This is a genomic window from Streptomyces sp. NPDC004721 (genome assembly GCF_053601495.1).
This window is the reverse complement of record NZ_JBSGBZ010000037.1, coordinates 15,180-38,817: the sequence shown is the minus strand read 5'-3', so window position 1 is coordinate 38,817 and position 23,638 is coordinate 15,180. Positions and strand designations below refer to the sequence as shown.

The 23,638-nt window shown below is 71.5% G+C and carries 18 protein-coding genes, 4 tRNA genes and 1 other RNA gene; 9 read left to right on the top strand and 14 right to left on the bottom strand.

Annotation, left to right across the window (positions count from 1 at the left end; all coding sequences use genetic code 11):
• Window positions 1–5: 5 nt before the first annotated feature.
• The 5 genes from purF to purS form a co-directional block, all read right to left on the bottom strand.
• On the bottom strand, window positions 6–1,535 hold the full coding sequence (purF, locus tag ACWEK3_RS28600) for an amidophosphoribosyltransferase (protein WP_390725529.1): 1,530 nt from the start codon (window positions 1,533–1,535) through the stop codon (window positions 6–8).
• Between the two features lie 235 nt (window positions 1,536–1,770).
• Window positions 1,771–2,568 (bottom strand): sterol carrier family protein, encoded by a 798-nt coding sequence (locus ACWEK3_RS28595; RefSeq protein ID WP_450546981.1) that lies wholly within the window; start codon window positions 2,566–2,568, stop codon window positions 1,771–1,773.
• A gap of 127 nt (window positions 2,569–2,695) precedes the next feature.
• On the bottom strand, window positions 2,696–4,954 hold the full coding sequence (purL, locus tag ACWEK3_RS28590; RefSeq protein ID WP_453250934.1) for a phosphoribosylformylglycinamidine synthase subunit PurL: 2,259 nt from the start codon (window positions 4,952–4,954) through the stop codon (window positions 2,696–2,698).
• A complete protein-coding gene (purQ, locus tag ACWEK3_RS28585; RefSeq protein WP_450546979.1) occupies window positions 4,951–5,631 on the bottom strand; it encodes a phosphoribosylformylglycinamidine synthase subunit PurQ in 681 nt (226 codons plus the stop codon). Before purQ ends, purL begins: the two co-directional genes overlap by 4 nt.
• Complete coding sequence (purS, locus tag ACWEK3_RS28580) at window positions 5,628–5,900, bottom strand: phosphoribosylformylglycinamidine synthase subunit PurS (RefSeq protein ID WP_190176121.1); 273 nt, start codon at window positions 5,898–5,900, stop codon at window positions 5,628–5,630. The genes purQ and purS overlap by 4 nt, the downstream gene beginning before the upstream one ends.
• 364 nt (window positions 5,901–6,264) lie before the next feature.
• On the opposite strand from purS, the gene ACWEK3_RS28575 reads away from it, so the two are divergent.
• The 8 genes from ACWEK3_RS28575 (at window position 6,265) to ACWEK3_RS28540 (ending at window position 10,902) form a co-directional block, all read left to right on the top strand.
• Window positions 6,265–6,582, top strand: coding sequence for a histone-like nucleoid-structuring protein Lsr2 (locus tag ACWEK3_RS28575; protein WP_141359994.1), 318 nt, complete (start codon window positions 6,265–6,267; stop codon window positions 6,580–6,582).
• Window positions 6,583–6,730: 148 nt separating this feature from the next.
• Window positions 6,731–6,802, top strand: a tRNA-Gly gene (locus ACWEK3_RS28570).
• An 81-nt stretch (window positions 6,803–6,883) separates the two neighbouring features.
• Window positions 6,884–6,956 (top strand) — tRNA-Gly (locus ACWEK3_RS28565).
• 190 nt (window positions 6,957–7,146) lie between these two features.
• Window positions 7,147–8,124, top strand: a complete 978-nt coding sequence (locus tag ACWEK3_RS28560; protein WP_453250933.1) for an ABC transporter ATP-binding protein — start codon at window positions 7,147–7,149, stop codon at window positions 8,122–8,124.
• Window positions 8,121–8,897 (top strand): ABC transporter permease, encoded by a 777-nt coding sequence (locus tag ACWEK3_RS28555; protein WP_453250932.1) that lies wholly within the window; start codon window positions 8,121–8,123, stop codon window positions 8,895–8,897. Before ACWEK3_RS28560 ends, ACWEK3_RS28555 begins: the two co-directional genes overlap by 4 nt.
• Before the next feature lie 29 nt (window positions 8,898–8,926).
• Window positions 8,927–10,186, top strand: a complete 1,260-nt coding sequence (locus ACWEK3_RS28550) for a histidine kinase (RefSeq protein WP_450546976.1) — start codon at window positions 8,927–8,929, stop codon at window positions 10,184–10,186.
• Window positions 10,183–10,806: a response regulator transcription factor gene (locus ACWEK3_RS28545; RefSeq protein WP_365420844.1), complete on the top strand. Its 624-nt coding sequence runs from the start codon at window positions 10,183–10,185 to the stop codon at window positions 10,804–10,806. The genes ACWEK3_RS28550 and ACWEK3_RS28545 overlap by 4 nt, the downstream gene beginning before the upstream one ends.
• A 23-nt stretch (window positions 10,807–10,829) precedes the next feature.
• Window positions 10,830–10,902: transfer RNA gene (locus tag ACWEK3_RS28540), tRNA-Gly, on the top strand.
• Between the two features lie 44 nt (window positions 10,903–10,946).
• Here the strand turns inward: ACWEK3_RS28540 and ACWEK3_RS28535 are convergent.
• The 6 genes from ACWEK3_RS28535 to ffs form a co-directional block, all read right to left on the bottom strand.
• Window positions 10,947–11,846, bottom strand: a complete 900-nt coding sequence (locus ACWEK3_RS28535; RefSeq protein WP_450546869.1) for a phosphoribosylaminoimidazolesuccinocarboxamide synthase — start codon at window positions 11,844–11,846, stop codon at window positions 10,947–10,949.
• An 86-nt stretch (window positions 11,847–11,932) separates the two neighbouring features.
• Entirely contained in the window at window positions 11,933–13,426 is a 1,494-nt protein-coding gene (locus ACWEK3_RS28530) for a N,N-dimethylformamidase beta subunit family domain-containing protein (protein ID WP_453250931.1), read from the bottom strand.
• 262 nt (window positions 13,427–13,688) lie between these two features.
• Window positions 13,689–15,698 (bottom strand): hypothetical protein, encoded by a 2,010-nt coding sequence (locus ACWEK3_RS28525; RefSeq protein ID WP_453250930.1) that lies wholly within the window; start codon window positions 15,696–15,698, stop codon window positions 13,689–13,691.
• A 293-nt stretch (window positions 15,699–15,991) separates the two neighbouring features.
• Window positions 15,992–17,245 (bottom strand): phosphoribosylamine--glycine ligase, encoded by a 1,254-nt coding sequence (gene purD, locus ACWEK3_RS28520; RefSeq protein WP_450546872.1) that lies wholly within the window; start codon window positions 17,243–17,245, stop codon window positions 15,992–15,994.
• Window positions 17,246–17,405: 160 nt separating this feature from the next.
• Window positions 17,406–19,730, bottom strand: coding sequence for a DNA polymerase III subunit gamma and tau (locus tag ACWEK3_RS28515; RefSeq protein WP_453250929.1), 2,325 nt, complete (start codon window positions 19,728–19,730; stop codon window positions 17,406–17,408).
• Window positions 19,731–19,778: 48 nt separating this feature from the next.
• An RNA gene (gene ffs, locus ACWEK3_RS28510) (signal recognition particle sRNA small type) lies at window positions 19,779–19,873 on the bottom strand.
• Between the two features lie 73 nt (window positions 19,874–19,946).
• Here ffs and ACWEK3_RS28505 point away from each other — a divergent pair.
• A tRNA-Ser gene (locus ACWEK3_RS28505) sits at window positions 19,947–20,034 on the top strand.
• 62 nt (window positions 20,035–20,096) lie between these two features.
• Here the strand turns inward: ACWEK3_RS28505 and ACWEK3_RS28500 are convergent.
• The 3 genes from ACWEK3_RS28500 to ACWEK3_RS28490 all read right to left on the bottom strand — a co-directional run bounded on the left by ACWEK3_RS28500 (window position 20,097) and on the right by ACWEK3_RS28490 (window position 23,638).
• Window positions 20,097–21,377 carry a tyrosine-type recombinase/integrase gene (locus tag ACWEK3_RS28500; protein WP_453250928.1) on the bottom strand — a complete coding sequence of 427 codons (1,281 nt, stop codon included), beginning with the start codon at window positions 21,375–21,377 and terminating at the stop codon, window positions 20,097–20,099.
• A gap of 79 nt (window positions 21,378–21,456) precedes the next feature.
• The gene (locus ACWEK3_RS28495) at window positions 21,457–21,690 is read right to left on the bottom strand and encodes a helix-turn-helix domain-containing protein (RefSeq protein WP_100570397.1); all 234 of its coding nucleotides are present in this window, start codon (window positions 21,688–21,690) and stop codon (window positions 21,457–21,459) included.
• Between the two features lie 469 nt (window positions 21,691–22,159).
• Window positions 22,160–23,638 (bottom strand): ATP-binding protein, encoded by a 1,479-nt coding sequence (locus tag ACWEK3_RS28490; protein ID WP_453250927.1) that lies wholly within the window; start codon window positions 23,636–23,638, stop codon window positions 22,160–22,162.

The following is a 23,638-nucleotide window of genomic DNA, read 5'->3' as shown; positions in this document are numbered from 1 at the left end:
CGTGCTTACGGGCGGCGGATCGCGTCGGCCGCGGCCGTGGCGGCCGGCCCGGCGGCCAGCTCGGACTCCAGCAGCTGCTTGCCGAGCAGCTCGGGGTCGGGCAGCTCCATCGGGTACTCGCCGTCGAAGCAGGCGCGGCACAGGTTCGGCTTGGCGATGGTGGTCGCCTCGATCATGCCGTCGATGGAGATGTACGCCAGCGAGTCGGCGCCCAGCGAGGTGCCGATCTCGTCGATGCTCATGCCATTGGCGATGAGCTCGGCCCGGGTGGCGAAGTCGATGCCGAAGAAGCAGGGCCACTTCACCGGCGGCGAGGAGATCCGGATGTGCACCTCGGCGGCGCCGGCCTCGCGCAGCATCCGCACCAGGGCCCGCTGGGTGTTGCCGCGCACGATCGAGTCGTCGACGACGACCAGGCGCTTGCCCTTGATGACTTCCTTCAGCGGGTTCAGCTTCAGGCGGATGCCGATCTGGCGGATGGTCTGCGAGGGCTGGATGAAGGTGCGGCCGACGTAGGCGTTCTTCACCAGTCCGCTGCCGAAGGGGATGCCGGACTCCTCCGCGTAGCCGATGGCGGCGGGGGTGCCGGACTCCGGGGTGGCTATGACGAGGTCGGCCTCGACGGGGGCCTCCTTCGCCAGGCGGCGGCCCATCTCGACGCGGGAGAGGTAGACGTTCCGGCCGGCGATGTCGGTGTCCGGGCGGGCCAGGTACACGTACTCGAAGACACAGCCCTTGGGCTTCGCTTCCGCGAATCGGGACGTGCGCAGACCGTTCTCGTCGATGGCGACGAACTCGCCGGGCTCGATCTCCCGGACGAAGCTGGCACCGGTGATGTCCAGCGCGGCGGTCTCCGAGGCGACGACCCAGCCGCGCTCCAGGCGGCCCAGGACCAGCGGGCGGATGCCCTGCGGGTCACGGGCGGCGTAGAGGGTGTGCTCGTCCATGAAGACGAGGCTGAAGGCGCCCTTGACCTGCGGCAGGACGGTGTGGGCCGCCTCCTCGATGGTCAGCGGCTTGCCGTCGGCGTCGACCTGGGCGGCCAGCAGGGCCGTGAGCAGGTCGGTGTCGTTGGTGGCCGCGACGCGGGTGGAGCGCCCGTTGTTGTCCTTCGGCAGGTCGGCGACCAGCTCGGCGAGCCGGGCGGTATTGACCAGGTTCCCGTTGTGGCCGAGAGCGATCGATCCGTGCGCGGTGGCACGGAACGTCGGCTGGGCGTTCTCCCACACGGAGGCGCCGGTGGTCGAGTAGCGGGCGTGTCCGACCGCGATATGACCTTGGAGGGAGCCGAGCGAGGTCTCGTCGAAGACCTGGGAAACCAGTCCCATGTCCTTGAAGACGAGGATCTGGGAGCCGTTGCTGACCGCGATACCCGCGGATTCCTGGCCCCGATGCTGGAGGGCGTAGAGCCCGAAGTACGTGAGTTTTGCGACCTCTTCACCCGGAGCCCAGACACCGAAGACGCCGCACGCGTCCTGGGGGCCCTTCTCACCGGGGAGCAGGTCGTGGTTGAGTCGTCCGTCACCACGTGGCACGGCTCCGAGTGTAGGCGAGGTCGACCACTGGTCCGAATTGGGGGATGCGCGCCGGTCCGGTACCGCTCTCGCGCCACTTCCCATGCCCCGTCGCCGTTTTAGCAGGTCAGAGAGCTGCATCGATGATCCATCCGCTGACAACGGTGCCGCTGGGAAGGCGCTGCGGACTTTTCCGGGATGGACATGAGTGAGGTGTCGCACATCATTCAGGCCGTGAACGCCATGGGGAGCGGGTTCAGGCCAGGAGCGGAAGCAGCCCACTGAGATCGGCCCGCTCCCCGCTCGCGCTGACCTCGGCGGCCGCCACGGCGTCCTGCCACACCAGCCGGCCTGCGGCCAGCCGGACCCAGGTCAGCGGGTCGGTCTCGACGACGTTGGGCGGAGTGCCGCGGGTGTGCCGGGGGCCCTGCACGCACTGCACGACGGCGTACGGCGGGATGCGCACCTCGGTCGATCCGCCGGGCGCGCGGGCGGCGAGCGCGTCGGCCAGCAGGCGGGTGGCGGCGGCCAGCGCCTGGCGGTCGTAGGGGACGTCCAGGCCCGGCACGGCGGCGTTCAGGTCGTCGGTGTGGACGACGAGTTCGACGGCGCGGGTGACGACGTAGTCGGCCAGCGGCAGGGCGCCCGCGCTGGTGCCGAGCAGCCGGGTGCCGGGGGGCCCGGTGACAGCGGCCGTGAAGTTCCGCTCGGCGGCGTCGAGGTAGGTGACGAGGTCGGGGTTGCGCTCGGCGAGTTCGCGCGCGTGTGCCGCGATGGCCGGGGCGTCGGCGCCGATGGCCGACGGCCAGTCGAGCAGGGTGCCGTCCTGCCGGGCCGGCTCGGGCCGGTCGAGCAGCCGGCCGACGGCCGACAGGACCATGCCGACGTGGGCGACCAGATCCCGCACGGTCCAGTCACCGAGCCGCGTGGGCAGCGCGAGCTGCTCGGGAGACAGCGTGCGTACGGCGTCCCGCACATGACCGAACTGCGCCAGCACGGCGGCGCGGGTCTTGCCGGGGTCGTAGGTCCGGGTGCGCTTCTTGACCGGGGGCATGGCGGCGAGCCTATGCCTTCACGGCTTGGCCGCCTCGGCCTGTGGTCGGCGGCCGCGCCCGTGCGTTCCGCACGGGCGGGCCCCGTCCTGGACCGGACGGGGCCCGCACCGCGTATGCCGAGGGGGCTTACGCCAGCAGCGCCGGGATCGTTCCCTCGTGAGCCTCGCGCAGTTCGGTCAGGGGCAGCTCGAACTCGCCCTGGACCTCGATCGAGTCGCCGTCCACGACTCCGATGCGGGTGACGGGCAGGCCCCGCGCGCCGCACATGTCGTTGAAGCGGACCTCCTCGGAGCGCGGCACGGCGACGATCGCGCGGCCGGCCGACTCCGACAGGAGGAAGGTGAACGCGTCCAGGCCGTCGGGTACGACCAGACGCGCGCCCTTGCCGCCCAGGAGGGCGGACTCCACGACCGCCTGCACGAGGCCGCCGTCGGACAGGTCGTGCGCGGAGTCGATCATGCCGTCGCGGGAGGCGGAGATCAGGATCTCGGCCAGCAGCCGCTCACGCTCCAGGTCGACCTTCGGGGGCAGGCCGCCGAGGTGGTCGTGGACCACCTGCGACCAGGCCGAGCCGCCGAACTCCTCGCGGGTGTCGCCGAGGAGGTACAGCAGCTGGCCCTCCTCCTGGAAGGCGACCGGGGTGCGGCGGGAGACGTCGTCGATCACACCGAGGACGGCGACCACCGGGGTCGGGTGGATGGCGGCCTCGCCCGTCTGGTTGTAGAGCGAGACGTTGCCGCCGGTCACCGGGGTGCCCAGTTGCTTGCAGCCGTCCGCCAGACCCCGCACGGCCTCCGCGAACTGCCACATCACGGCCGGGTCCTCGGGCGAGCCGAAGTTCAGGCAGTCGGAGACCGCCAGCGGCTTCGCGCCCGTGGTGGCGACGTTGCGGTACGCCTCCGCCAGCGCGAGCTGGGCGCCCGTGTACGGGTCGAGCTTGGCGTAGCGGCCGTTGCCGTCGGTGGCGAGGGCGACGCCGAGGCCGGTCTCCTCGTCGATCCGGATCATGCCGGAGTCCTCGGGCATGGCCAGCACGGTGTTGCCCTGCACGAAGTGGTCGTACTGCTGAGTGATCCACTTCTTGGACGCCTGGTTCGGGGACGCCACGAGCTTCAGGACCTGGTCCTTCAGCTCCTCGGCCGTCCGCGGGCGCGGCAGCTTGTTCGCGTCATCGGCCTGGAGGGCGTCCTGCCACTGGGGGCGCGCGTACGGGCGCTCGTAGACCGGGCCCTCGTGGGCGACCGTGCGCGGGTCGACGTCGACGATCTTGCCGCCGTGCCAGTAGATCTCCAGCCGGTCGCCGTCGGTCACCTCGCCGATGACGGTGGCGATGACGTCCCACTTCTCGCAGATCTCCAGGAAGCGGTCGACCTTCTCCGGTTCGACCACCGCGCACATGCGCTCCTGCGACTCGCTCATGAGGATCTCCTCGGGCGAGAGCGTGGAGTCGCGCAGCGGGACGTCGTCCAGGGTGACGCGCATGCCGCCGGAGCCGTTGGAGGCCAGCTCGCTCGTCGCGCAGGACAGGCCGGCCGCGCCGAGGTCCTGGATGCCGACGACCAGCTTCTCGGCGAAGGCCTCCAGGGTGCACTCGATGAGCAGCTTCTCCTGGAAGGGGTCGCCGACCTGGACCGCGGGGCGCTTGGACGGCTTGGCGTCGTCGAAGGTCTCCGAGGCGAGGATCGACGCGCCGCCGATGCCGTCGCCGCCCGTGCGGGCGCCGTACAGGATGACCTTGTTGCCCGTGCCCGAGGCCTTGGCCAGGTGGATGTCCTCGTGCCGCATCACACCGATGCAGCCCGCGTTGACCAGCGGGTTGCCCTGGTAGCAGGCGTCGAAGACGACCTCACCGCCGATGTTGGGCAGGCCCAGGCAGTTGCCGTAGCCGCCGATGCCCGCCACCACGCCGGGGAGCACCCGCTTGGTGTCGGGGTGGTCGGCGGCGCCGAAGCGCAGCGGGTCGACGACGGCGACCGGGCGCGCGCCCATCGCGATGATGTCGCGCACGATGCCGCCGACGCCCGTGGCCGCGCCCTGGTAGGGCTCGACGTAGGAGGGGTGGTTGTGCGACTCGACCTTGAAGGTGACCGCGTAGCCCTGACCGACGTCCACCACACCGGCGTTCTCACCGATGCCGACGAGCAGGGCGTCGTTCTCGGGGGCCTTCTCGCCGAACTGGCGCAGGTGCACCTTGGAGGACTTGTACGAGCAGTGCTCGGACCACATCACGGAGTACATGGCGAGCTCGGCGCCGGTCGGGCGGCGGCCCAGGATCTCCACGACCCGCTCGTACTCGTCCTTCTTCAGACCGAGTTCGGCCCAGGGCAGCTCGACGTCGGGGGTCGCGGCCGCGTGCTCGACCGTGTCCAGAGGCGTCCTGCTCATGCGGTGACCAGCTTCTTGAGGATCGAGGTGAAGAAGGGCAGGCCGTCGGTACGTCCCGTACCGATCAGCGGCTCGGTGGCGTGCTCGGGGTGCGGCATGAGGCCCACGACGTTTCCGGCCTCGTTGGTGATGCCGGCGATGTCCCGCAGGGAGCCGTTGGGGTTGCCGTCCAGGTACCGGAAGGCGACGCGGCCCTCCGCCTCCAGCTTGTCCAGCGTGTACGTGTCGGCGACGTACCGGCCGTCCATGTTCTTCAGCGGGATGTGGATCTCCTGGCCGGCGGTGTAGTCGCTCGTCCAGGCGGTCGACACGTTCTCCACCCGCAGCTTCTGGTCGCGGCAGATGAAGTGCAGGTGGTCGTTGCCGAGCATCGCGCCCGGGAGGAGGTGGGCCTCGGTGAGGACCTGGAAGCCGTTGCAGATGCCGAGCACCGGCAGGCCGGCCCTCGCCTGCTCGATGACGGTCCCCATCACCGGCGAGAAGCGGGAGATGGCGCCGGCCCGCAGATAGTCGCCGTAGGAGAAACCGCCCGGCAGGACGACCGCGTCGACCTGCTTGAGGTCCTTGTCCCGGTGCCAGAGGGCGACCGGTTCGGCGCCGGCGAGGCGGATCGCCCGCTGGGTGTCACGGTCGTCCAGGCTGCCCGGGAAAGTGACGACGCCAATACGAGCGGTCACTTCGCGGCCCCCGCGACTACGTCATCGGACTCGACCTTGACGGTGAAGTCCTCGATCACGGTGTTGGCGAGGAAGGATTCGGCAAGATCGTGAATGCGGGCGAGCGCGGCCTCGTCGACGGGCCCGTCCACTTCCAGTTCGAATCGCTTTCCCTGACGGACGTCGGAGATGCCTTCGAAACCCAGCCGCGGCAGTGCGCGCTGCACCGCCTGGCCCTGGGGGTCGAGGATCTCCGGCTTGAGCATGACGTCGACTACGACGCGTGCCACTGGCACTCCCGGTGTGTGGTGCTGAGCAGGTTCCTTCAGACTACCCGCACAAAATTTCTACGCGAGTAGACTCGTAGGAATCTACGTGACGCCCGTCACGGCCCCACGCCGTTGGGCGGTCTTCGTGAAAAGTTCTGGGAAAGTTCGGTGTTCGGCGACCGATCCGGTATTGCACCGGGACACGCGGACAGATTTAGTCGGGCTTCCCATTGCAATGCCTGGCACTGTACAAATGAATTGGCAACAGCCGATACTTTTCCCTATAACAGGCGGACAGTCGGCATCTCCGAACATCTCCGCACGTCATGCACAGCATGGCGGAGCAGGTGAGCCGCAGAGGTGTCGCACGAAGGGACCGATATTCGTGGCGCAGCGTGTCGTGGTCACTCTCTTTGACGACATCGACGGCTCGGAAGCGGCGGAGACGATCGCCTTCGGACTGGACGGCAAGTTCTATGAGATCGACCTGAACCAAGCCAATGCCAAGAAACTGCGTAAGGCGCTCGCGCCGTACGTGGAAGCCGGCCGCAAACGGTCGAAGTCGGGCAAGACCTACCGGCAGACGGAGGTCGCCCCCGATCCCGCCGCCGTCCGCGCCTGGGCGCAGGCCCACAAAATGGACGTGCCGGCCCGCGGCCGCATCCCCAAGAAGGTCTACGAGGCGTTCAGCGCGGCCCAGTGACGGGTCGCTCCCGAAGGCGCCCGGCCACGGCCCAGGGCCCGTCAGTGGGCCCTGGGGACAACCGACTTGCGCACACCCCCTGTTGATCAGCTAATGTCTGGAGCACGCCGAGGGGCGAGGCCGGAAGGCCGAGACCCACGGAGTCCATGCGGGTGTAGTTCAGTAGTAGAACATCCCCCTTCCAGGGGGAAGGCGCAGTGTGCAATTCCTGTCACCCGCTCTGCACCGCCGGTCCCGACCACTCCTGTGGATCAGGTAGGCTGGTGCTCGCGCCGATCGGTGGGAGCCGGTCGGAGGCAATGCGGACGTAGCTCAGTTGGTAGAGCGCAACCTTGCCAAGGTTGAGGTCGCGAGTTCGAGCCTCGTCGTCCGCTCGGGAAAAAGGCCCCGGTCCATCGGATCGGGGTCTTTTCGTTGTCCCCGGGATTCGCCCTGGTCCGCGGTATCCCCCGGTCCGCGGTATCCCCCGGTCCGCGCTGTCTCCCGGTCCGCTCTGACATTTGTCATGCCGGGTGATGACACCGCGCACTGCTGTGGCGCCCCGGCCGCCGGGACGCTGGATCCATGGACACGGACGAGCACGTGATTGAGGTGACCGGCCTCCAGCGGGTGTACGAGGGCGGATTCGAGGCGGTGCGCGGTATCTCCTTCCACGTGGCCCCGGGCGAGATCTTCGCGCTGCTGGGCACCAACGGCGCCGGCAAGACCTCGACGGTCGAACTCCTGGAGGGCCTGGCGGCGCCGACCTCGGGGCGCGTACGGGTGCTCGGACACGACCCGTACACCGAGCGGGCACTGGTGCGGCCGCGCACCGGGGTGATGCTCCAGGAGGGCGGCTTCCCCTCCGAGCTGACCGTCGCCGAGACCGCGCGGATGTGGGCGGGCTGTGTCAGCGGGGCCCGCCCGCCCCGCGAGGTGCTGGCGCTGGTCGGACTCGAGCGGCGGACGGGCGTACGGGTCAAACAGCTGTCCGGCGGCGAACGGCGCCGCCTGGACCTGGCGCTCGCGCTGCTCGGTGAGCCCGAGGTGCTGTTCCTGGACGAGCCGACGACCGGGCTGGACGCCGAAGGACGCCGGGATACCTGGGAGTTGGTGCGGGCGCTGCGCGACGGTGGGACGACCGTGCTGCTCACCACGCACTACCTGGAGGAGGCCGAAGGGCTCGCCGACCGGATCGCGATCCTGCACGAGGGACGCATCGCGGCCGCCGGGACCCCGGCCGAGGTGACCGCCGCACAGCCGTCCCGGATCTCCTTCGAACTGCCCATGGGCTTCTTCCTGGGCGACCTGCCCCCGCTCGCCGAACTGGGCGTGTGCGGTCATGAGTTGGACGGCCGCGCCGTACGGCTGCGCACCCGCGAACTCCAGCGGACCGCCACGGAACTGCTGCTGTGGGCCCGGCGGGCCGGAGTCGAACTGCGCGCGCTCGACGTGCGGTCGGCCTCGCTGGAGGAGGCGTTCCTCGGCATCGCGCGGGACGCCGCCGCGCCTCGGACGAACGAGCACGAGGAGCACAAGGAGCACAAGGAGCACGCAGCATGAGCGCCGCCGTCACCACCCCCGCCGGCCGGATGGCCGCGCTCGCGCGTGCCGAGCTGACCCTGCTGGCCCGCAGCCGGAGCGCCCTGGTGGCGGGCGTGCTCCTGCCGCTGGTGCTGCCGTTCAGCGTGCGGACTGCGGCCGCGCAAATGAACCTGAAGGACGCCGGGCTGACCATCGGGCTGGTCATCCTGCCCGCCGCGATCGGCTTCTCCCTGCTGTTCGCCGTGTACTCCACCCTGGTCAGCGTGTTCGTCTCCCGGCGCGAGCAACTGGTCCTCAAGCGGCTACGCACGGGCGAGCTGCGGGACACCGAGATCCTCACCGGGGCCGCGCTGCCGGCCGTCGCCACCGGCCTCGTCCAGTGCCTGCTGCTGACCGGTGCGTGCACCGCGCTGCTCCACGTCCCCGCACCGCGCGCGCCCCACCTCGCCGTCGCCGGGCTGCTGTCGGGTCTGCTGCTCAGCATGCTGCTGGCGGCCGTCACCGCGGGCTTCACCCGGACCACCGAGAGCTCGCAGGTCACCTCGCTCCCGCTGCTGATGGTCTCGATGGTGGGCTCCGGGCTGACCGTGCCGCTGGAGCTGCTGCCCGAGCGGCCGGCCCGGTTCTGCGAGCTGCTGCCGCTGACTCCGGTGATCACGCTGGTGCGCGGCGGCTGGACCGGAGACCTGAGCGTCTACGACACCCTTCGGGCCCTGGCCGTCGCGCTGGCCTGGATCGCGATCGCGGTGTTTGCTGTACGGCGCCGGTTCCGCTGGGAGCCGAGGCGCTGAGAGGCAGGGGGAGAGTGGGGGAAGAGACCATGCGCGGGCCCGTCGGCTGGTGGCGCGGCAAGAGCACGCCGGCGAAGGTCGAGACGTACACACGGTGGTCGTTCCACTTCTTCGCGCTGATCGAGGCGGTCACTCTCGGACTCTCGGCCTTCCGGGAAGTGGGGCCGAACCCGGGGACCTGGCTGCTGCTTCTGGCGTGCGGACACTCCTTGACCTGTGCGGTGACGGCGTCCCGGGCGCTGGACTGGACACGCGGCCGCCGTCCACAGCCCGTGCGGATGCTGTGGACGCTGGCCGCAGTCACCGCGGCGACCGCCACCGTGGCGATCGCGGTGGCGGAGCGCACGCACGGCCCGAAGGCCGACGAGGTCGTCACCGCGGCCGGCTCCGTCTTCGGGGGCGTGCTGGTCCTGGGCGCCGGCATCATCGCGCTCGGCGTGCGCAACCGGCGACGTGTGGTCGCGATCGTGCTGGGCTTCGCGGCCGGCGCCGGTCTCTGCGCCTTCCCGCTGGGCATCCCCGGCATCGCCGCGCTGGCCACGGCGGGCGCGGTGCTGGTCGGCGGCGCGTTCGTCGCCTTCACCTCCGTCTTCTCCGTGTGGCTGCTGAACGCCGTCTACGCGCTCGACGAGGCCCGGGAGACCCGCGCCCGGCTCGCGGTCGCCGAGGAGCGGCTACGGTTCGGGCGGGACCTGCACGACGTGCTGGGGCGCAACCTCGCGGTGATCGCGCTGAAGGCGGAGCTGGCCGTGCAACTGGGCCGGCGCGGCCGGCCCGAGGCGGTGGAGCAGATGATCGAGGTGCAGCGACTGGCCCAGGAGTCGCAGCGCGAGGTCCGTGCCGTGGTCCGCGGCTACCGGGAGGCCGACCTCGCCGCGGAACTCGCCGGCGCCCAGGGCGTCCTGGCGGCGGCCGGCATCGACTGTGCGGTCACCGGCTCGCCGGCCGGTCTGCCCGCGCCGGTGCAGTCCGCGCTCGCCTGGGTCGTCCGGGAGGCCGCCACGAACGTGCTCCGGCACGGAGACGCCCAGCGGTGCACCGTGTCCCTGCGCGTCGCCGACGGCCTGGCCGAGCTGTGTGTCGAGAACGACGGGGTGCCCGAGTCCCCTGCCGGTGACCGGCCGGGCTCCGGGCTCGCCGGTCTGCGGGAACGGCTGTCGGAACTCGACGGCACCCTGCGGGCCGGTCCCGCGGAACGCGGCCGGTTCCGGCTGACCGCCGAGGTGCCGCTGCCGCCGCCCGCCGCCGATCCCGAGACCGCCCGTCCGTTGAGCGAGGCCACCCGATGACGACGTCCCCCGTGCCCGTACGGCTGCTGCTGGCCGACGACGAGCACCTGATCCGCGGCGCGCTCGCCGCCCTGCTCTCGCTGGAGGACGACCTGCTGGTCGTCGCGGAGGCGGCGAGCGGACCGGAGGCGCTGGCCATGGCGCGGGCGCACGTGCCCGACGTGGCGGTGCTGGATCTGCAGATGCCGGGCGCGGACGGTGTGAAGGTCGCCACATCCCTGCGGGCCGAGCTGCCGGACTGCCGGGTGCTGATCGTGACCAGTCACGGACGGCCCGGACACCTGAAGCGGGCGCTTGCCGCGGGTGTGCGCGGGTTCGTCCCGAAGACCGTCAGCGCTCAGCGGCTCGCCGAGATCATCCGCACCGTGCATGCCGGAAACCGCTACGTCGACCCGGAGTTGGCCGCCGACGCGATCTCCGCCGGGGACTCCCCACTGACCGCGCGGGAGGCCGAGGTACTGGAGTTCGCCGCCGACGGGGCACCGGTCGCGGAGATCGCGGAGCGGGCCGCGCTGTCACCGGGCACCGTACGGAACTACCTGTCGTCGGCCGTGACCAAACTGGGCGCGGAGAATCGACATGCGGCAGTACGGCTCGCACGGGAGCGAGGTTGGGTATAGTTGGCCTCGCGCCACGGCGCAATGCGGACGTAGCTCAGTTGGTAGAGCGCAACCTTGCCAAGGTTGAGGTCGCGAGTTCGAGCCTCGTCGTCCGCTCGGGAAAAAGGCCCCGGTCCATCGGACCGGGGCCTTTTCGTCTGCTACGACCAGCTCGTTCCCGTCAGCCGCTCGTACGCCTCCACGTACTTCGCCCGGGTCGCCTCCACGACCGGCTCCGGCAGCGGCGGCGGGGGCTGCTCGCTCCTGCGGTCCCAGCCGGACTCGGCGGACGTCAGCCAGTCGCGGACGTACTGCTTGTCGTACGAGGGCTGCGCACGGCCCGGCTGCCACTGGTCGGCCGGCCAGAAGCGGGAGGAGTCCGGGGTGAGGACCTCGTCGGCGAGGACGAGCGTGTCCCCGTCGAAGCCGAACTCGAACTTGGTGTCGGCGAGGATGATCCCGCGGTCGCGGGCGATGTCCCGGGCCCGGCCGTAGACGGCGAGCGTCGCCTGGCGCAGCTGGGCGGCCGTCTCCGCACCGACCTGGCGGGCCACCTCCTCGTAGGAGACGTTCTCGTCGTGCTCGCCGACCTCGGCCTTGGTGGCCGGGGTGAAGATCGGGGCGGGCAGCTCGGAGCCGTCGGTCAGGCCCTCGGGCAGGGCGAGGCCGCAGACCGTGCGGGTCTGCTCGTACTCGGCCAGGCCCGAACCGGTGAGGTAGCCGCGGGCCACGCACTCCACGGGGACCATCCGCAGGGACTTGCAGATCAGGGTGCGGCCCGCCCAGTCGGCGGGAGCGCCCTCGGGCACCTCGGTGGACAGGACGTGGTTCGGGGCCAGGTCGGCGAGCCGGTCGAACCACCACAGGGACAGCTGCGTGAGGACGCGGCCCTTGTCGGGGATCTCGGTCGGCAGCACCCAGTCGTAGGCGGACATGCGGTCGCTGGCGACCATGACGAGGTCACCCGCCGCGTTCTGGTACAGGTCGCGCACCTTGCCGGTGTGCAGATGCACCAGGCCCGGAACCTGGATCGGCTCGGGCTTTTCGACGAATCCGGACACGGTTCCTCCCCGTGGTTCTGTCCAATGGCTCGATTCTCCCGTATGGGAGGGATCGGTTACGGGCTGGGGTGGCTCCGCGGTGGCGTTCAGTCGCGCTTGCAGATGCGATCCAGGAGGTTGGCGGTGGCGCGCTGGACCCGGACGTCGACGTGGCCGGGCCGGTCCAGGGCCGGGGACCAGGCGAACGTCCCGGACGCGAAGACCAGGGCGCCGGAGGGGGCCCGGTACAGGGACGTCTCCTGGTGCCGCGTCACGCCCTCGCCGTCCGTGTACGGGGAGTGGGCGAGCAGGATGCGGTCCTGGTACTCGGGCAGCGGAGTGCGCGGGAAGTAGCGGTCGGCCTCGCCCGCGACCAGGCCCGCGATCTCCTCGCCCTCCTCGGCCCCGGTCCCCTCCCAGAGCCAGTGGTCGGCGTTGCGGACGATCAGCGGGTGCGGCTCGGGGACGCGCCCGGCGTACTGGATACCGACCATCTGCTGCTCGGGCCGGTCGATCTCCCGCCACAGCACCGGCCGGCCGGGGCCCCTGCGCTTGCGGCAGGTCAGCAGGCGGTCGGGGACGCCGGACGGGGAGGGGCCCAGTTCAACCTGCCAGTACATGGTGTTGGCCGACAGGAACACCAGGGACGTGCCGTGCTCGCGGGCGAGTTCGACGGTGCGGCGCATGCCGGCCGACCAGTACTCGTCGTGGCCGGGGAAAACCAGGCCCCGGTAGCGGGTGGGGTCGACACGGCCGGCGTGCAGGTCGCGGGCGTCGGCGTAGGCGAGGTCGTAGCCGTAGCGCTCGGCCCAGCGGATGACGTCGTAGGCGTGGCCCACGTGCAGGGGCAGGCCCGCGCCCGCGTAGGGGCGGTCGAAGGAGACCGTGGTCGCGGCGTCGGCCTCGCCGAGCAGTCGGCCGTGCTCGTCCCAGGCGTGGTAGAGGCTGGCGCCGGTGTGGCCGTCCTCCGGGTAGAGGTTGTAGGCCTGCCAGGTGATGTCGGGCAGGAGCAGCAGCAGGTCCGCGGGGCGGTTGTCGCGGACGGTGAACGGGATGTGGGAGCGGTAGCCGTCGGTGGTGGTGAGCACGGCCACGTACGCGCCGACGCTCCAGTAGGACGGCACCTGCAACCGCCAGGACAGCCACCAGTGGTGGCAGGAGACCGTGCGGTCGGCGGTCAGCGGCGGGGGCTGGACGATGCCGGACAGGCGCGGGCTGGTGGTGATCTTGGCGGCGCCGTCGCCGCCGTAGTGCCCGATGCGGTAGACGTCCACGCCGAACTGCTGGGGCGGGTCGACGGTGATGTGGAAGTCGATCGCCTCGCCGGGCGCGACGGCGCCGGTGGAGACGAAGCCCTTGATCTGCCGGTGGACGTCGTCGGCGGAACGGGGGCCGACGCCGGATGTGCGGGGGGCGGGGACGCGGGGGCCGCCGGGCGCCGTCTGCGGGGACGGGTCGACGTACCAGGGGACGACGTGGCCGGTGTCGTCGAAGTACGTCTCGCTGCCGCGCAGCCAGGGGACGGGGCCCAGGCCGAAGGGGTCCGTCACGGCGTGCGCGAGGGCTCCCGACTCCCAGCGGCGAATCTGCTCCGATCCCATGCCCGATCCCCTCCCTCGTGCCCCCGTGGTCTGTCATGCGGCGGTGCGGGTCTGTCGGTGGCCGCTGGCCGACGTGTCGGGTCGGCATGTGACGGTCGGCGTGTCCGGCTGTGGCTGTCGTATGTCGCACGCGCTTGCCACGTGCGCTATCGGTCCCAGCACATCACATGACGCGCGCATCCTGTCACTATTCGTTGCGAATTGGCCGAAAGTGGAAGAGGGGCATCCGGTAACGCGGCCGTCGGGACGGCGTCGACCCAGGTCAGACCAGCCGTACGGGCTTTTCCGGACGTATGCCCGAGTCGACCAGCCAGGTCCGCAGCGGGACCGGGTCGCCGTCCTCGACCAGGGCGAGGACCTTGGGGCTGAGATCGGCGGCCCGTACGCCGTTGATCAGGAGGGCGGGGCCGTCGAGCCAGTCGAGGCCCGGGGCGGCGTCGGCGGTGTCCATCGCGGCGCAGCACACCATCGCGGTGACGTGGTCGGCGAGGAGTTCGCGGCCGGTGCGGGGTGGTTCGAGCGGGAAGAGGGGCAGCGAGTCCTCGTTCAGGAGGGGCGTGCCGCCGAGCTGGTCGGCTACCGCCGACGCCGTGCACCCCGGTGGCGTCGACGCCTCCTCGCGGGCCAGCTCGGCGCTGATGCCGGCCGCGAGTGCGGCGCCGCGCTCGCTGCCGAGGCCGGGGTCTTCGTCCGGCGGGGCGGGCTCTTCGGGGGCGGTGTGGTGCTCCGGAGTCGCGTGCCGGTCGTGTTCTGCGGGGTCTGCGGGGTGTGTGTGGTCTGCGGGGTGTGTGTGGTGTGTGTGGTCTGCGTGGTCTGTCGGTTCTCGGTACGCGCCGTGGCCTTGGTTGTCGCCGTGCTCGCCGTACTCGTCGTGCCCGCCGTGCCCTCCGTACGCGTGGTGCGCGCCGTCGCCGTGAGCCGGCCGGGCGTCGTCGGCCGGGAGGCCCGTCCGCTCGGGGAGCTTGCCGGAGGGGGACGGAGCGGACAGGTGCTCCAGGACGCGGGCCAAGGTCGGTCCGTGCGGATCGGCGGCGGAGCCGGGGGAGCGGCGGACGCCCAGGGCGTCCAGAACACGATGGAGGCGAGCGGCGTCGGTACGCCATTTGCGGTCGACGACCTCGTCCGGGTACTCCTGCCAGTCCACCGGGCACCAGTCCGGGCCGCGCTCGGCGGGGCCGCCGTGGAAGAGGCGCGCGGCCAGCAGCGAGGCGGCCTCGTCGATGACGCCGGGCTCCTCCAGCAGGTCGCAGGCCGGGCGCTCGCCGAGCCGGGACGCGAATCCCTCGGCCAGGCGGTCGCGGCGGGACAGTTCGGTGAGGGCCGCGACGACACCGGCGTCGAGGCGGGAGGGCCAGCGGCCCATGCGCCAGGCGGGGAGCGCGACCCGGGTCAGCAGCCGGTCCCAGCCCGCGTACGCCAGGCCCACCTGCTCCTGGGCGACGATCCTGAGCCCGTAGTCCACGGCCTGTGCGCGTTCCGCCGCCGCGGCCGCCACGCCGCGCTCCATCTGGGCCGCGTGCTCCCGGCAGCCGCGCAGCAGCAGCCGGGCCACCCAGCCGAGTCCGGCGTACACCGGGCGGATCAGGGGGCGGCGGCCGGGTGCCGAGGCGACGGCCACCGCCGCGTCCAGACCGCGGACGAAACGCCGGGCCGCGGCTATGTCCGGGTGCGCCGAGGGTCCCGTACCGGCGACGACCGGGGCGAGCACGGCCCGCAGTTCGCCGACGCGCATCCACCACAGGAACGGGGAGCCGATGACGAGGACGGGCGCCGCCGCCGTACGGCGCGGGCGGCCCGAGGAGAGCCCACGCAGCGCGTCCGGCTCGTCGTGGAGGTGATCGTCCCCCGGTGGGGGGCCGTGGGCCGGGTGCGTACGGTCCTCCAGCCAGCTGTCGCAGTCCGGGGTGAGCTCTATGGCCGACGGGGCGGGGACGCCGAGGCGGTCGGCCAGGTCATGCACCATGCGGTACAGGTCCGGGGCCGACTCCTCGGCTATCGGGACGGTCGGGCTCATCGCGGGGCGGGCACGGGCCACGACCAGCCCGATGCCCGCGGCCAGGAGCAGGACGACGACCGCGACGGCGCCGACCACCCAGCGGGCGACATCCCAGCCGCGGCCCACGAGGTGCCCGGTCGAGCCACCGGCGAGCAGGATCACGGCGAGGGCGGCGGGCAGCAGGGCGAGGGCCAGCGCCCGGCTGCGCACGCGCAGCACGGCCAGGGCCCTGGAGCGGGCGGCCTGTACAGCGACCTCCACACCCATACCGGTCACGACCGCCCGTCACCCCCTCCCGACTGTCCTGGCGTTGCTCATTCCCCCACTGTGGCACCCATGACTGACATCGCAATGCCGGTGGGCCAAGTGCCGGAATGCCTGCGCGCACCCTAGTTGGGCCCCCGGCCCGCGTCAGCCGGATAGAGCATTGCTCACTCGATGGAATGGCTTTGGTCAGAGCCGAACGACAGAGCGCAATGATCAGGCCCCGGCTCATGGAGCCGGGGCCTGCTGGTGGGGAACGGGGCCGGTGGGAAGAACCGGTGCGAGAGTAGGGACGGGTTGACGCGCTACGCGTCCGCCGCGGCCCGCGCCGCGATGTCCGAGCGGTGCTGGGAGCCGTCGAGACGGACACGGGCGACGGCGGTGTAGGCGCGGTCGCGCGCCTCGGTCAGGTCCTTGCCGGTCGCCGTGACGGACAGCACGCGGCCACCCGCGCTCAGAACGGCGTCGCCCTCGCGCCGGGTGCCGGCGTGCAGCACGTACGCGTGGGGGGCGTCCTGCGCGGCCACCTCGTCGAGGCCGGTGATCGGGTCGCCGGTGCGCGGGGTGCCGGGGTAGTTGTGCGAGGCGACGACCACCGTGACGGCCGCGTCGTCGCTCCATCGCAGGGGCTCCAGATGGGCGAGATCACCGGTGGCGGCGGCCATCAGGACACCCGCCAGCGGGGTCTGGAGGCGGGCGAGGACCACCTGGGTCTCGGGGTCGCCGAAACGGGCGTTGAACTCGATCACGCGGATGCCGCGGCTGGTGAGGGCGAGTCCCGCGTAGAGCAGGCCGGAGAACGGCGTGCCGCGGCGGCGCATCTCGTCGATGGTGGGCTGAAGGACGCTGTGCAGGACGTCGTCCACGAGCTTGGGGTCGGCCCAGGGCAGCGGCGAGTACGCGCCCATGCCACCGGTGTTCGGGCCCTCGTCGTCGTCGAGCGCCCGCTTGAAGTCCTGGGCGGGCTGAAGCGGCAGGACCGTCTCGCCGTCGGTGACGGCGAAGAGGGAGACCTCGGGTCCGTCGAGATACTCCTCGATCACCACTCGGTCACAGGCCGCCGCGTGCGCCCTGGCCGCCTCGATGGCGTCGGTGACGACGACGCCCTTGCCGGCGGCGAGCCCGTCGTCCTTGACGACGTAGGGGGCGCCGAAGGCGTTGAGGGCCGCGTCGACCTCCTCGGCCGTCGTGCAGACGTACGAACGGGCCGTGGGCACGCCCGCCCCGGCCATCACGTCCTTGGCGAAGGCCTTGGAGCCCTCCAGCCGCGCGGCCTCCTTGGAGGGGCCGAACACCGGGACGCCCGCCTCGCGCAGGGCGTCGGCGACCCCGGCGACCAGCGGGGCCTCGGGGCCGACGACCACGAGGTCGGCACCCAGCTCGGCGGCCAGCGCGGACACGGCCGCGCCGTCGAGGGCGTCGACCGGGTGCAACTCGGCGACCTCGGCGATGCCGGCGTTGCCTGGCGCGCAGTGCAACGCGGTGACGGCGGGGTCGAGGGACAGAGAACGGCACAGGGCGTGCTCGCGGGCGCCGCTGCCGATGACGAGGACCTTCACGAGGTCAGCCTAACGGCAGCGGCGCGGGGCCTTTTGTGCGGGCCGCCGAGGGGACGGCGGCGGCGTGTTCGTAGGTTCCTCCGAGCGGGGACCGGCCGAGTGGGCCGAGCCGGGACGGGACCGAGGCCCCACAGCGCCGCTCCGCCCCTCAGCAGCTCCGCTACTCCGTCGAATACTCCTCGACCACCGTCGCGCCCAGCTCCCGCACGATCAGTTCGTGACCGGACAGGGCCGACTCGTCGAGGTCCGGGTCGTCGTCCTCGGGGATGTCGTCCTCGGGAGCGACGGGAGCCGGCTCGGGGGCGGAGGGGCGGGGTGCCGGGGCGGGCGCGTGTGCCGCCGCGGACGGCGGCCGGCTCGGGGACGAGGCGGGAGCGGGCGCCGCCGGCGCCGTGGGCTGGGGAGCCGCTGTACGCTGCGCTGCCGCGCCTCCCCCACCGCCGTAGCCACCGCCACCGCCACCGCCGTAGCCGCCGCCTCCGGGGCCCGCGCCGTAGCCGCCGCCCGGGGGCGAGGGCGTGGAGCCGCCGCCTACCGTCGGGTCGACGATCGCCTCGATCTTCCACTGGACGTTGAACTGCTCGGCCAGCGCCTGGCGCAGCACGTCCTCGCTGCCGCTGCTCGCGAAGTTGTCGCGGGCGCCGGCGTTGACGAAGCCGATCTGGAGGGTGGTGCCGTCGAAACCGGAGACCTGCGCGTTCTGGCTGAGCAGGATCCAGGTGAAGCGACGGCGGTTCTTCACCGCTTCGAGGATGTTCGGCCAGAGGGCGCGGGGGTCGAGCCCGCCGCCCGCCGGGGCCGGTGGGGCGGGGGACACCGGTGCGGCGGCAGGCCTCGCCGCGGGTGCCTGCTGTGCGGGCTCCGGGGCACTTGGTGCACTCGGCGCACCCGGTGCCTGCCCACCGCCCGGGGCTGCCGCGGTGGGCCAGCCGCCCGGCCGGCGGCCACCGCCCGCGGCCGCCGCGGTGGGCCAGGCACCGGGCGCGGAGGGTGCGGCGGCCGGCGGAGCGGCAGTGGGCGCTGCGGGAGCGGCCGTCGGGGCGGGCGGAGCCGCCGCCTCCTGAGGCCGGTCACTCACGGCGGGCACGGACGGTTCGGGGGGCGCGGGGGGCGCGGGGGGCGCGGGGGGCGCGTCAGGGGCCCCCGCGCCCCGCACAGCCGCCCGAGCCGCGGCGGGCCCACCGCCCGGCGGAACAGGAGGAACAGGAGGAACAGGAGGAGCCGGCGCCGCAGCCGCGGGACGCCCCACAGCGGTCGGCGCTCCCCCGTGCACATCGGGTCCGGGCACGTACCCCATCGCAGGCGCAGCCGCGCCCGTGGAGAAGCTGACGCCGCGCTCGATCCGGTCGAGGCGGGCCATCACCGACCGCTCGTCGCCATAGGCGGCGGGCAGCAGTACGCGGGCGCAGATCAGTTCGAGCTGGAGGCGGGGCGAGGTGGCGCCGCGCATCTCGGTCAGCCCCTCGTTGACGAGGTCGGCGGCTCGGCTCAGTTCGGCGGCGCCGAAGGACCGGGCCTGGGCCTGCATCCGCTCGACGACGTCGGCCGGGGCGTCGATGAGCCCCTTCTCGGCGGCGTCCGGAACGGCGGCGAGGATCACCAGATCCCGCAGCCGCTCCAGCAGGTCGGCCACGAACCGGCGGGGATCGTTGCCGCCCTCGATCACTCGGTCGACGACCTCGAAGGCGCCGGAGCCGTCCCCGGAGGCGAAGGACTCGACGACGGAGTCGAGCAGCGAGCCGTCGGTGTACCCGAGGAGCGAGGTGGCCATGGCATACGTCACACCCTCCTCCCCCGCACCGGCGAGCAACTGGTCCATGACGGACATGGAGTCACGCACGGACCCGGCGCCGGCCCGCACGACGAGGGGCAGCACCCCCTCCTCGACGGGGATGTCCTCCTTCTGGCAGACCTCGCCGAGGTAGTCCCGCAGGGTGCCCGGCGGGACCAGGCGGAAGGGGTAGTGATGGGTGCGCGACCGGATGGTCCCGATGACCTTCTCGGGCTCGGTCGTGGCGAAGATGAACTTCAGGTGCTCCGGCGGCTCCTCGACGACCTTGAGCAGCGCGTTGAAACCGGCCGACGTGACCATGTGGGCCTCGTCGATGATGTAGATCTTGTACCGGCTGCGGGCGGGCCCGAAGAAGGCCTTCTCGCGCAGGTCGCGGGCGTCGTCCACGCCACCGTGCGAAGCGGCGTCGATCTCGATGACGTCGATGGACCCCGGGCCGTTCCTGGCCAGGTCACGACAGGAATCGCACTCCCCGCAGGGGATCGGCGTGGGTCCCTTCTCGCAGTTCAGGCAGCGGGCGAGGATCCGCGCGCTGGTCGTCTTGCCGCACCCGCGCGGACCGCTGAACAGGTACGCGTGATTGACCCGGTTGTTCCGCAGCGCCTGCTGCAACGGGTCGGTGACATGCTCCTGCCCGATGACCTCGGCGAACGACTCCGGGCGATAGCGGCGGTACAGCGCGAGAGACGACACGCATACGAGGTTATAGGCGCCCACCGACAACGTGTCCGGCCCACGGACGCAAGCGCCCCCCACGCACCCGCCAGAGCCGACCTACCCTTGCTGCCTTCCGGCCCTGGGGGAGTTCAGTCAGATAGCGCCGCGTGAGGGGCTCCGGAAAGAGTACCCGATCCTGGGGGCCGGCAACGAGTTCGCGAGCACTCCTCCGAGTCATGTAATGTTTCCGGCGGAGGATTCGCCTAGAGGCCTAGGGCGCACGCTTGGAAAGCGTGTTGGGGGCAACCCCTCACGAGTTCGAATCTCGTATCCTCCGCCAGTGCCTCACCGGGCACGATGTCGAAGGGCCCCCTGGAAACAGGGGGCCCTTCGACGTTGTCCTCAGACCTCGTTGTCCTGGTTTTTGTCCACAGCGGGTGTTCCGGGCGCTCCCCAGATGGCTCGCTCGATCTTCCGGGCCGCTTCCTTAAGCATGGGATCGGTCACGTGCAGGTACCGCGCTCGCATCCGGGCGGCCCCGCCCGGCTCCCATCCCATGATCTGGTCGATGACCCGGTCAGGGACGCCCAGCAGCATCAGGACCGTGCCGGCGGTGTGGCGCGCGTCATGCAGTCGACCGTCACGAACCCCCGCGTCCTCCAGCAGCCGCTTCCAGTCGTGATAGTCCGTGTTCGGGCTGAGCGGGCCGCCTAACCGCTTGGTGAACACGTACTCCGACTCCACCCACAGGTTCCCGGCCGTCTCGCGCTCTCGCTCCTGTGCTTCCCTGTGGCTGCGGAGCATCACGACCAAGGGCCCCGGAAGAGGCACCGCGCGGCGTCCCGCGCGCGACTTGGTGTTCTTGGTCTCGCGCCGCACCTGCACGCGCTCCGGGCAGTACCCCGGCTTCCGGCCGCAGGGCGCAGCCTCACCGCAACCGTGCTCGTACTTCGGCCGTAGCCGGTTCCGGCGAAGCTTCAGGTACTCGTTGTCCAGGTCGACGTCAGCCCATCGCAGCCCAAGCGTCTCTCCCTGCCGCAGCCCGAGCGCGAGGGCGAGCATCCACCGGGCGCTGTTCCGGCGCTTGTTGACTTCGAGCAGCAGGCTCTGCACCTCGTCTACCGAGTAGGGCTCTACCTCGTTCTCGCCCTCCTCCATGCGTGGCGGCTTCGCCAGCGCAGCAGCGTTCTTGGTCGCGTAGCCGCGCCGTACCGCCTCGCCCAGGGCGGTACGGGCCGTCCGATGGGCCTGGTGAGCAGTGCCCGGCTTGCTGCCGGCGCTTTGCATCCGGCGGTACAGGCTTTCCAGGTGCTCCGGTTCCAGACGGTCAAGCCGGTGCTTGCCGATGCCGGGCACGAGGTGCACCCGAACGGCCACCTCGTAGCCGGCGTAGGTGTTCTCGCTGATCACCGGCCGGGCAATGTTCTCCACCCAGTGCTCAAGCCACTTCGCGACGGTCCACGGCTTACCGGGCTGACGTGCCGAACCCTCGTCGCGCTGCTTCTCCAGCTTCCTGACCTCGTCAACCAGCTCTTTGCGGGTCGGGCGCGTCAGGTGTCGGCGGTAGGGCGTTCCGTCGTCCTTGTAGCCCATGGGCACACGGGCGTGCCAGCGTCCGTCCTTGCCCAGGTAGATGGCCGATTCGCCGTTGGCTCGGCGAGTGCGCTTTTTCTCCTCTGCCATTGGCAGTTCCTCCGGTCGGTGCGAGGTAGACAGACCGGAGCGCCGCCCGCATGTCGGGCAGCGCTCCGGGAGGGTGAGATCAGGCGACGCGCTGTTCGGCGCGGCGGCGGGCGAGGTAGGCAGCCGGGGCGTCGGCAGGGACGCGTCGGAGTCCGCCGATGGTCAGGGACTCCAGTTCTCCGGTGCGGATGAGGGCATAGCAGGTCGTGCGGCCGATGCGGAGGCAGCGGGCCGCCTCTTCGACGGTCAACAGAACGGGGGCCAGGTCCCCAGCCTCAGCGAGTGGTGCGATGTCCACGGTGGCGATGCTCATGGAACGGTCTCCTCTGGGACTGTCCGTCGGGGTCGTGGCGGGTCTGGATCGGGAGTTCACGTGTGTCCGAGGTTCGGATTTCTGCGTCACCTGCGTCATCTGCGTCATTCGCGGCTCTGACCTGCGGTTTTGTGGTGACGCAGCGCGGTGGGGGTGCGTCACCGGTGACGCTGGCCTCCGTCATTGGGTGACGCGGGTGACGCGGGGTGACGCAGGAATCGGCTGTCTGCGTCACCCGTCTTGGGGCAGGTCACCGGCCGTTTTCAGGGTGTGGGTGACGCAGGTGACGCAGCGTCCCTCTACTTCGGACAAAGAGGGGGTGGTGTCTGTTGTGGTGCGCGGCTCAGAGAGTGAAGAAGGAGCCGCTTCGCGGCACGTCCCTCGCAGGGCGGCGCCGCCGCCGAACAGCAAGAGGAGCACGCAGGGCCGGGTGCTCCTCTTGCTTGTCCTGCGGTCGTGGGCCGCGCGGTCAGAAGGCCGCTCCCTGCTCGGGCGAGGGCGGCGCGGCGGCCGGCCGCGCGATCTCGATATAGCGGGACGTCTTGGTGCGCCCCCAGTCGATGAGGACGCCCCGGGCCGCGAGGGTGGGCTGAAGACGCTTGAGACGGTCGGAGAGCACCTTGCCGGTGGTCGGCCACCCTTTAGGCAGAGGACGGAAGTCCTCGCCCGTGTAGAGACCCGTGAGGCAGTGCAGCCATTCGGCAGACGTCATCCGCTGCTCGGTGCCCGGGTCGATGCCGGCGGCGTGCTTGAGCACCGTCTGCGCCAGCAGGTCGCCCTCGATGACGTCGTCGTTGAGGTCGTCCAGGCTGGCGCGGTAGGCGGCGAGCGCTCCCAGACCGGTGGCCGCGTCGAGCTGCGCGCACAGGTGCGCGAAGTCGGCCATGCGCAGGTCGGTCGGGATGTCCGCCTCCGCTGCCCGCACCTGCACGGTGAGGTCCAGGAGTGAGCCGAGGATGATGGGCAGCACCTCTGCGAAGTCGGACCACAGTTCCGCCTCGGTGCGCCGGACGCGGGGGCGTTCCAGGCGGAGCGGCAGGAGCCGTTCTGCGAGGTCGGGCCGGATCACGCCGACGTCGATGCCGGTCAGGAGCAGGGGGCGGCGGTAGCCGATGCGGAAGACGTCTCCGTCGGTGAACAGGGCGCGCTTGACGTTCTCGGCTCCGGTCACGATGCAGCACATCGCGTCGGACAGTTCCGGGGTCATGTGGGAGAGGTTGTCCAGGGCGGTGACCCATCCGGCCGCCACCGCCGTGATCAGGTTCTCCTCGTCCTTCGGGGCCCGGCGCAGGTCCCCAGTCATGCCCTCGATGATCCGCACAAGCATCCGCCCACCGGTGGACTTGCCGGCGCCCTGCGGGCCGGTGAGGAACGGGGCCGGGACGGGCACGGCCGGCCCGAGACAGCCGATGAGCCACGCGATGGCCAGGCACTCGGTCTCGGCGGTGGCGAAGTTGCACAGCCGCATCAGCAGGTCGATGCCCTTGCCGTCGGTGTCCTTGAGCGGCAAGGGCAGCTCGCCCGTGAGCTGGGTGCGCCGCCAGCAGACTTCCTGCGGGTCCGGGGTGCGGATGTCCCATCCGGTGGGGTGGATGCGCACGGACTGCCCGTCGCTGCGTCCCAAGTCCAGCCACGTCGCCCCGTCGTATCCGGGGGCGACGCGGATGTGCACGGGCTGCACGTCCTCGGTCAGCGCCAACGCTTCGATCAGGTCGAGCGCCTCTTTCATGGCGGTGCCGTTGAACACGCCGATGCCGTCCTTGAACAGTCCGACCATAAGTTCCTGGCGGTGGCTGCCGGTGGTGCCCTGGGAGCGGATCGGGCGGGCCACGGGGTGGCCGTTCTTCTGCGCGTACACGGTGCCGTCGGCGGTGCGGAAGTACCGGAAATGCGATTGCGCGTAGTCGGTGATGATCTCGCGTGCGGGGGTCTTCTCGTCGTCGGACAT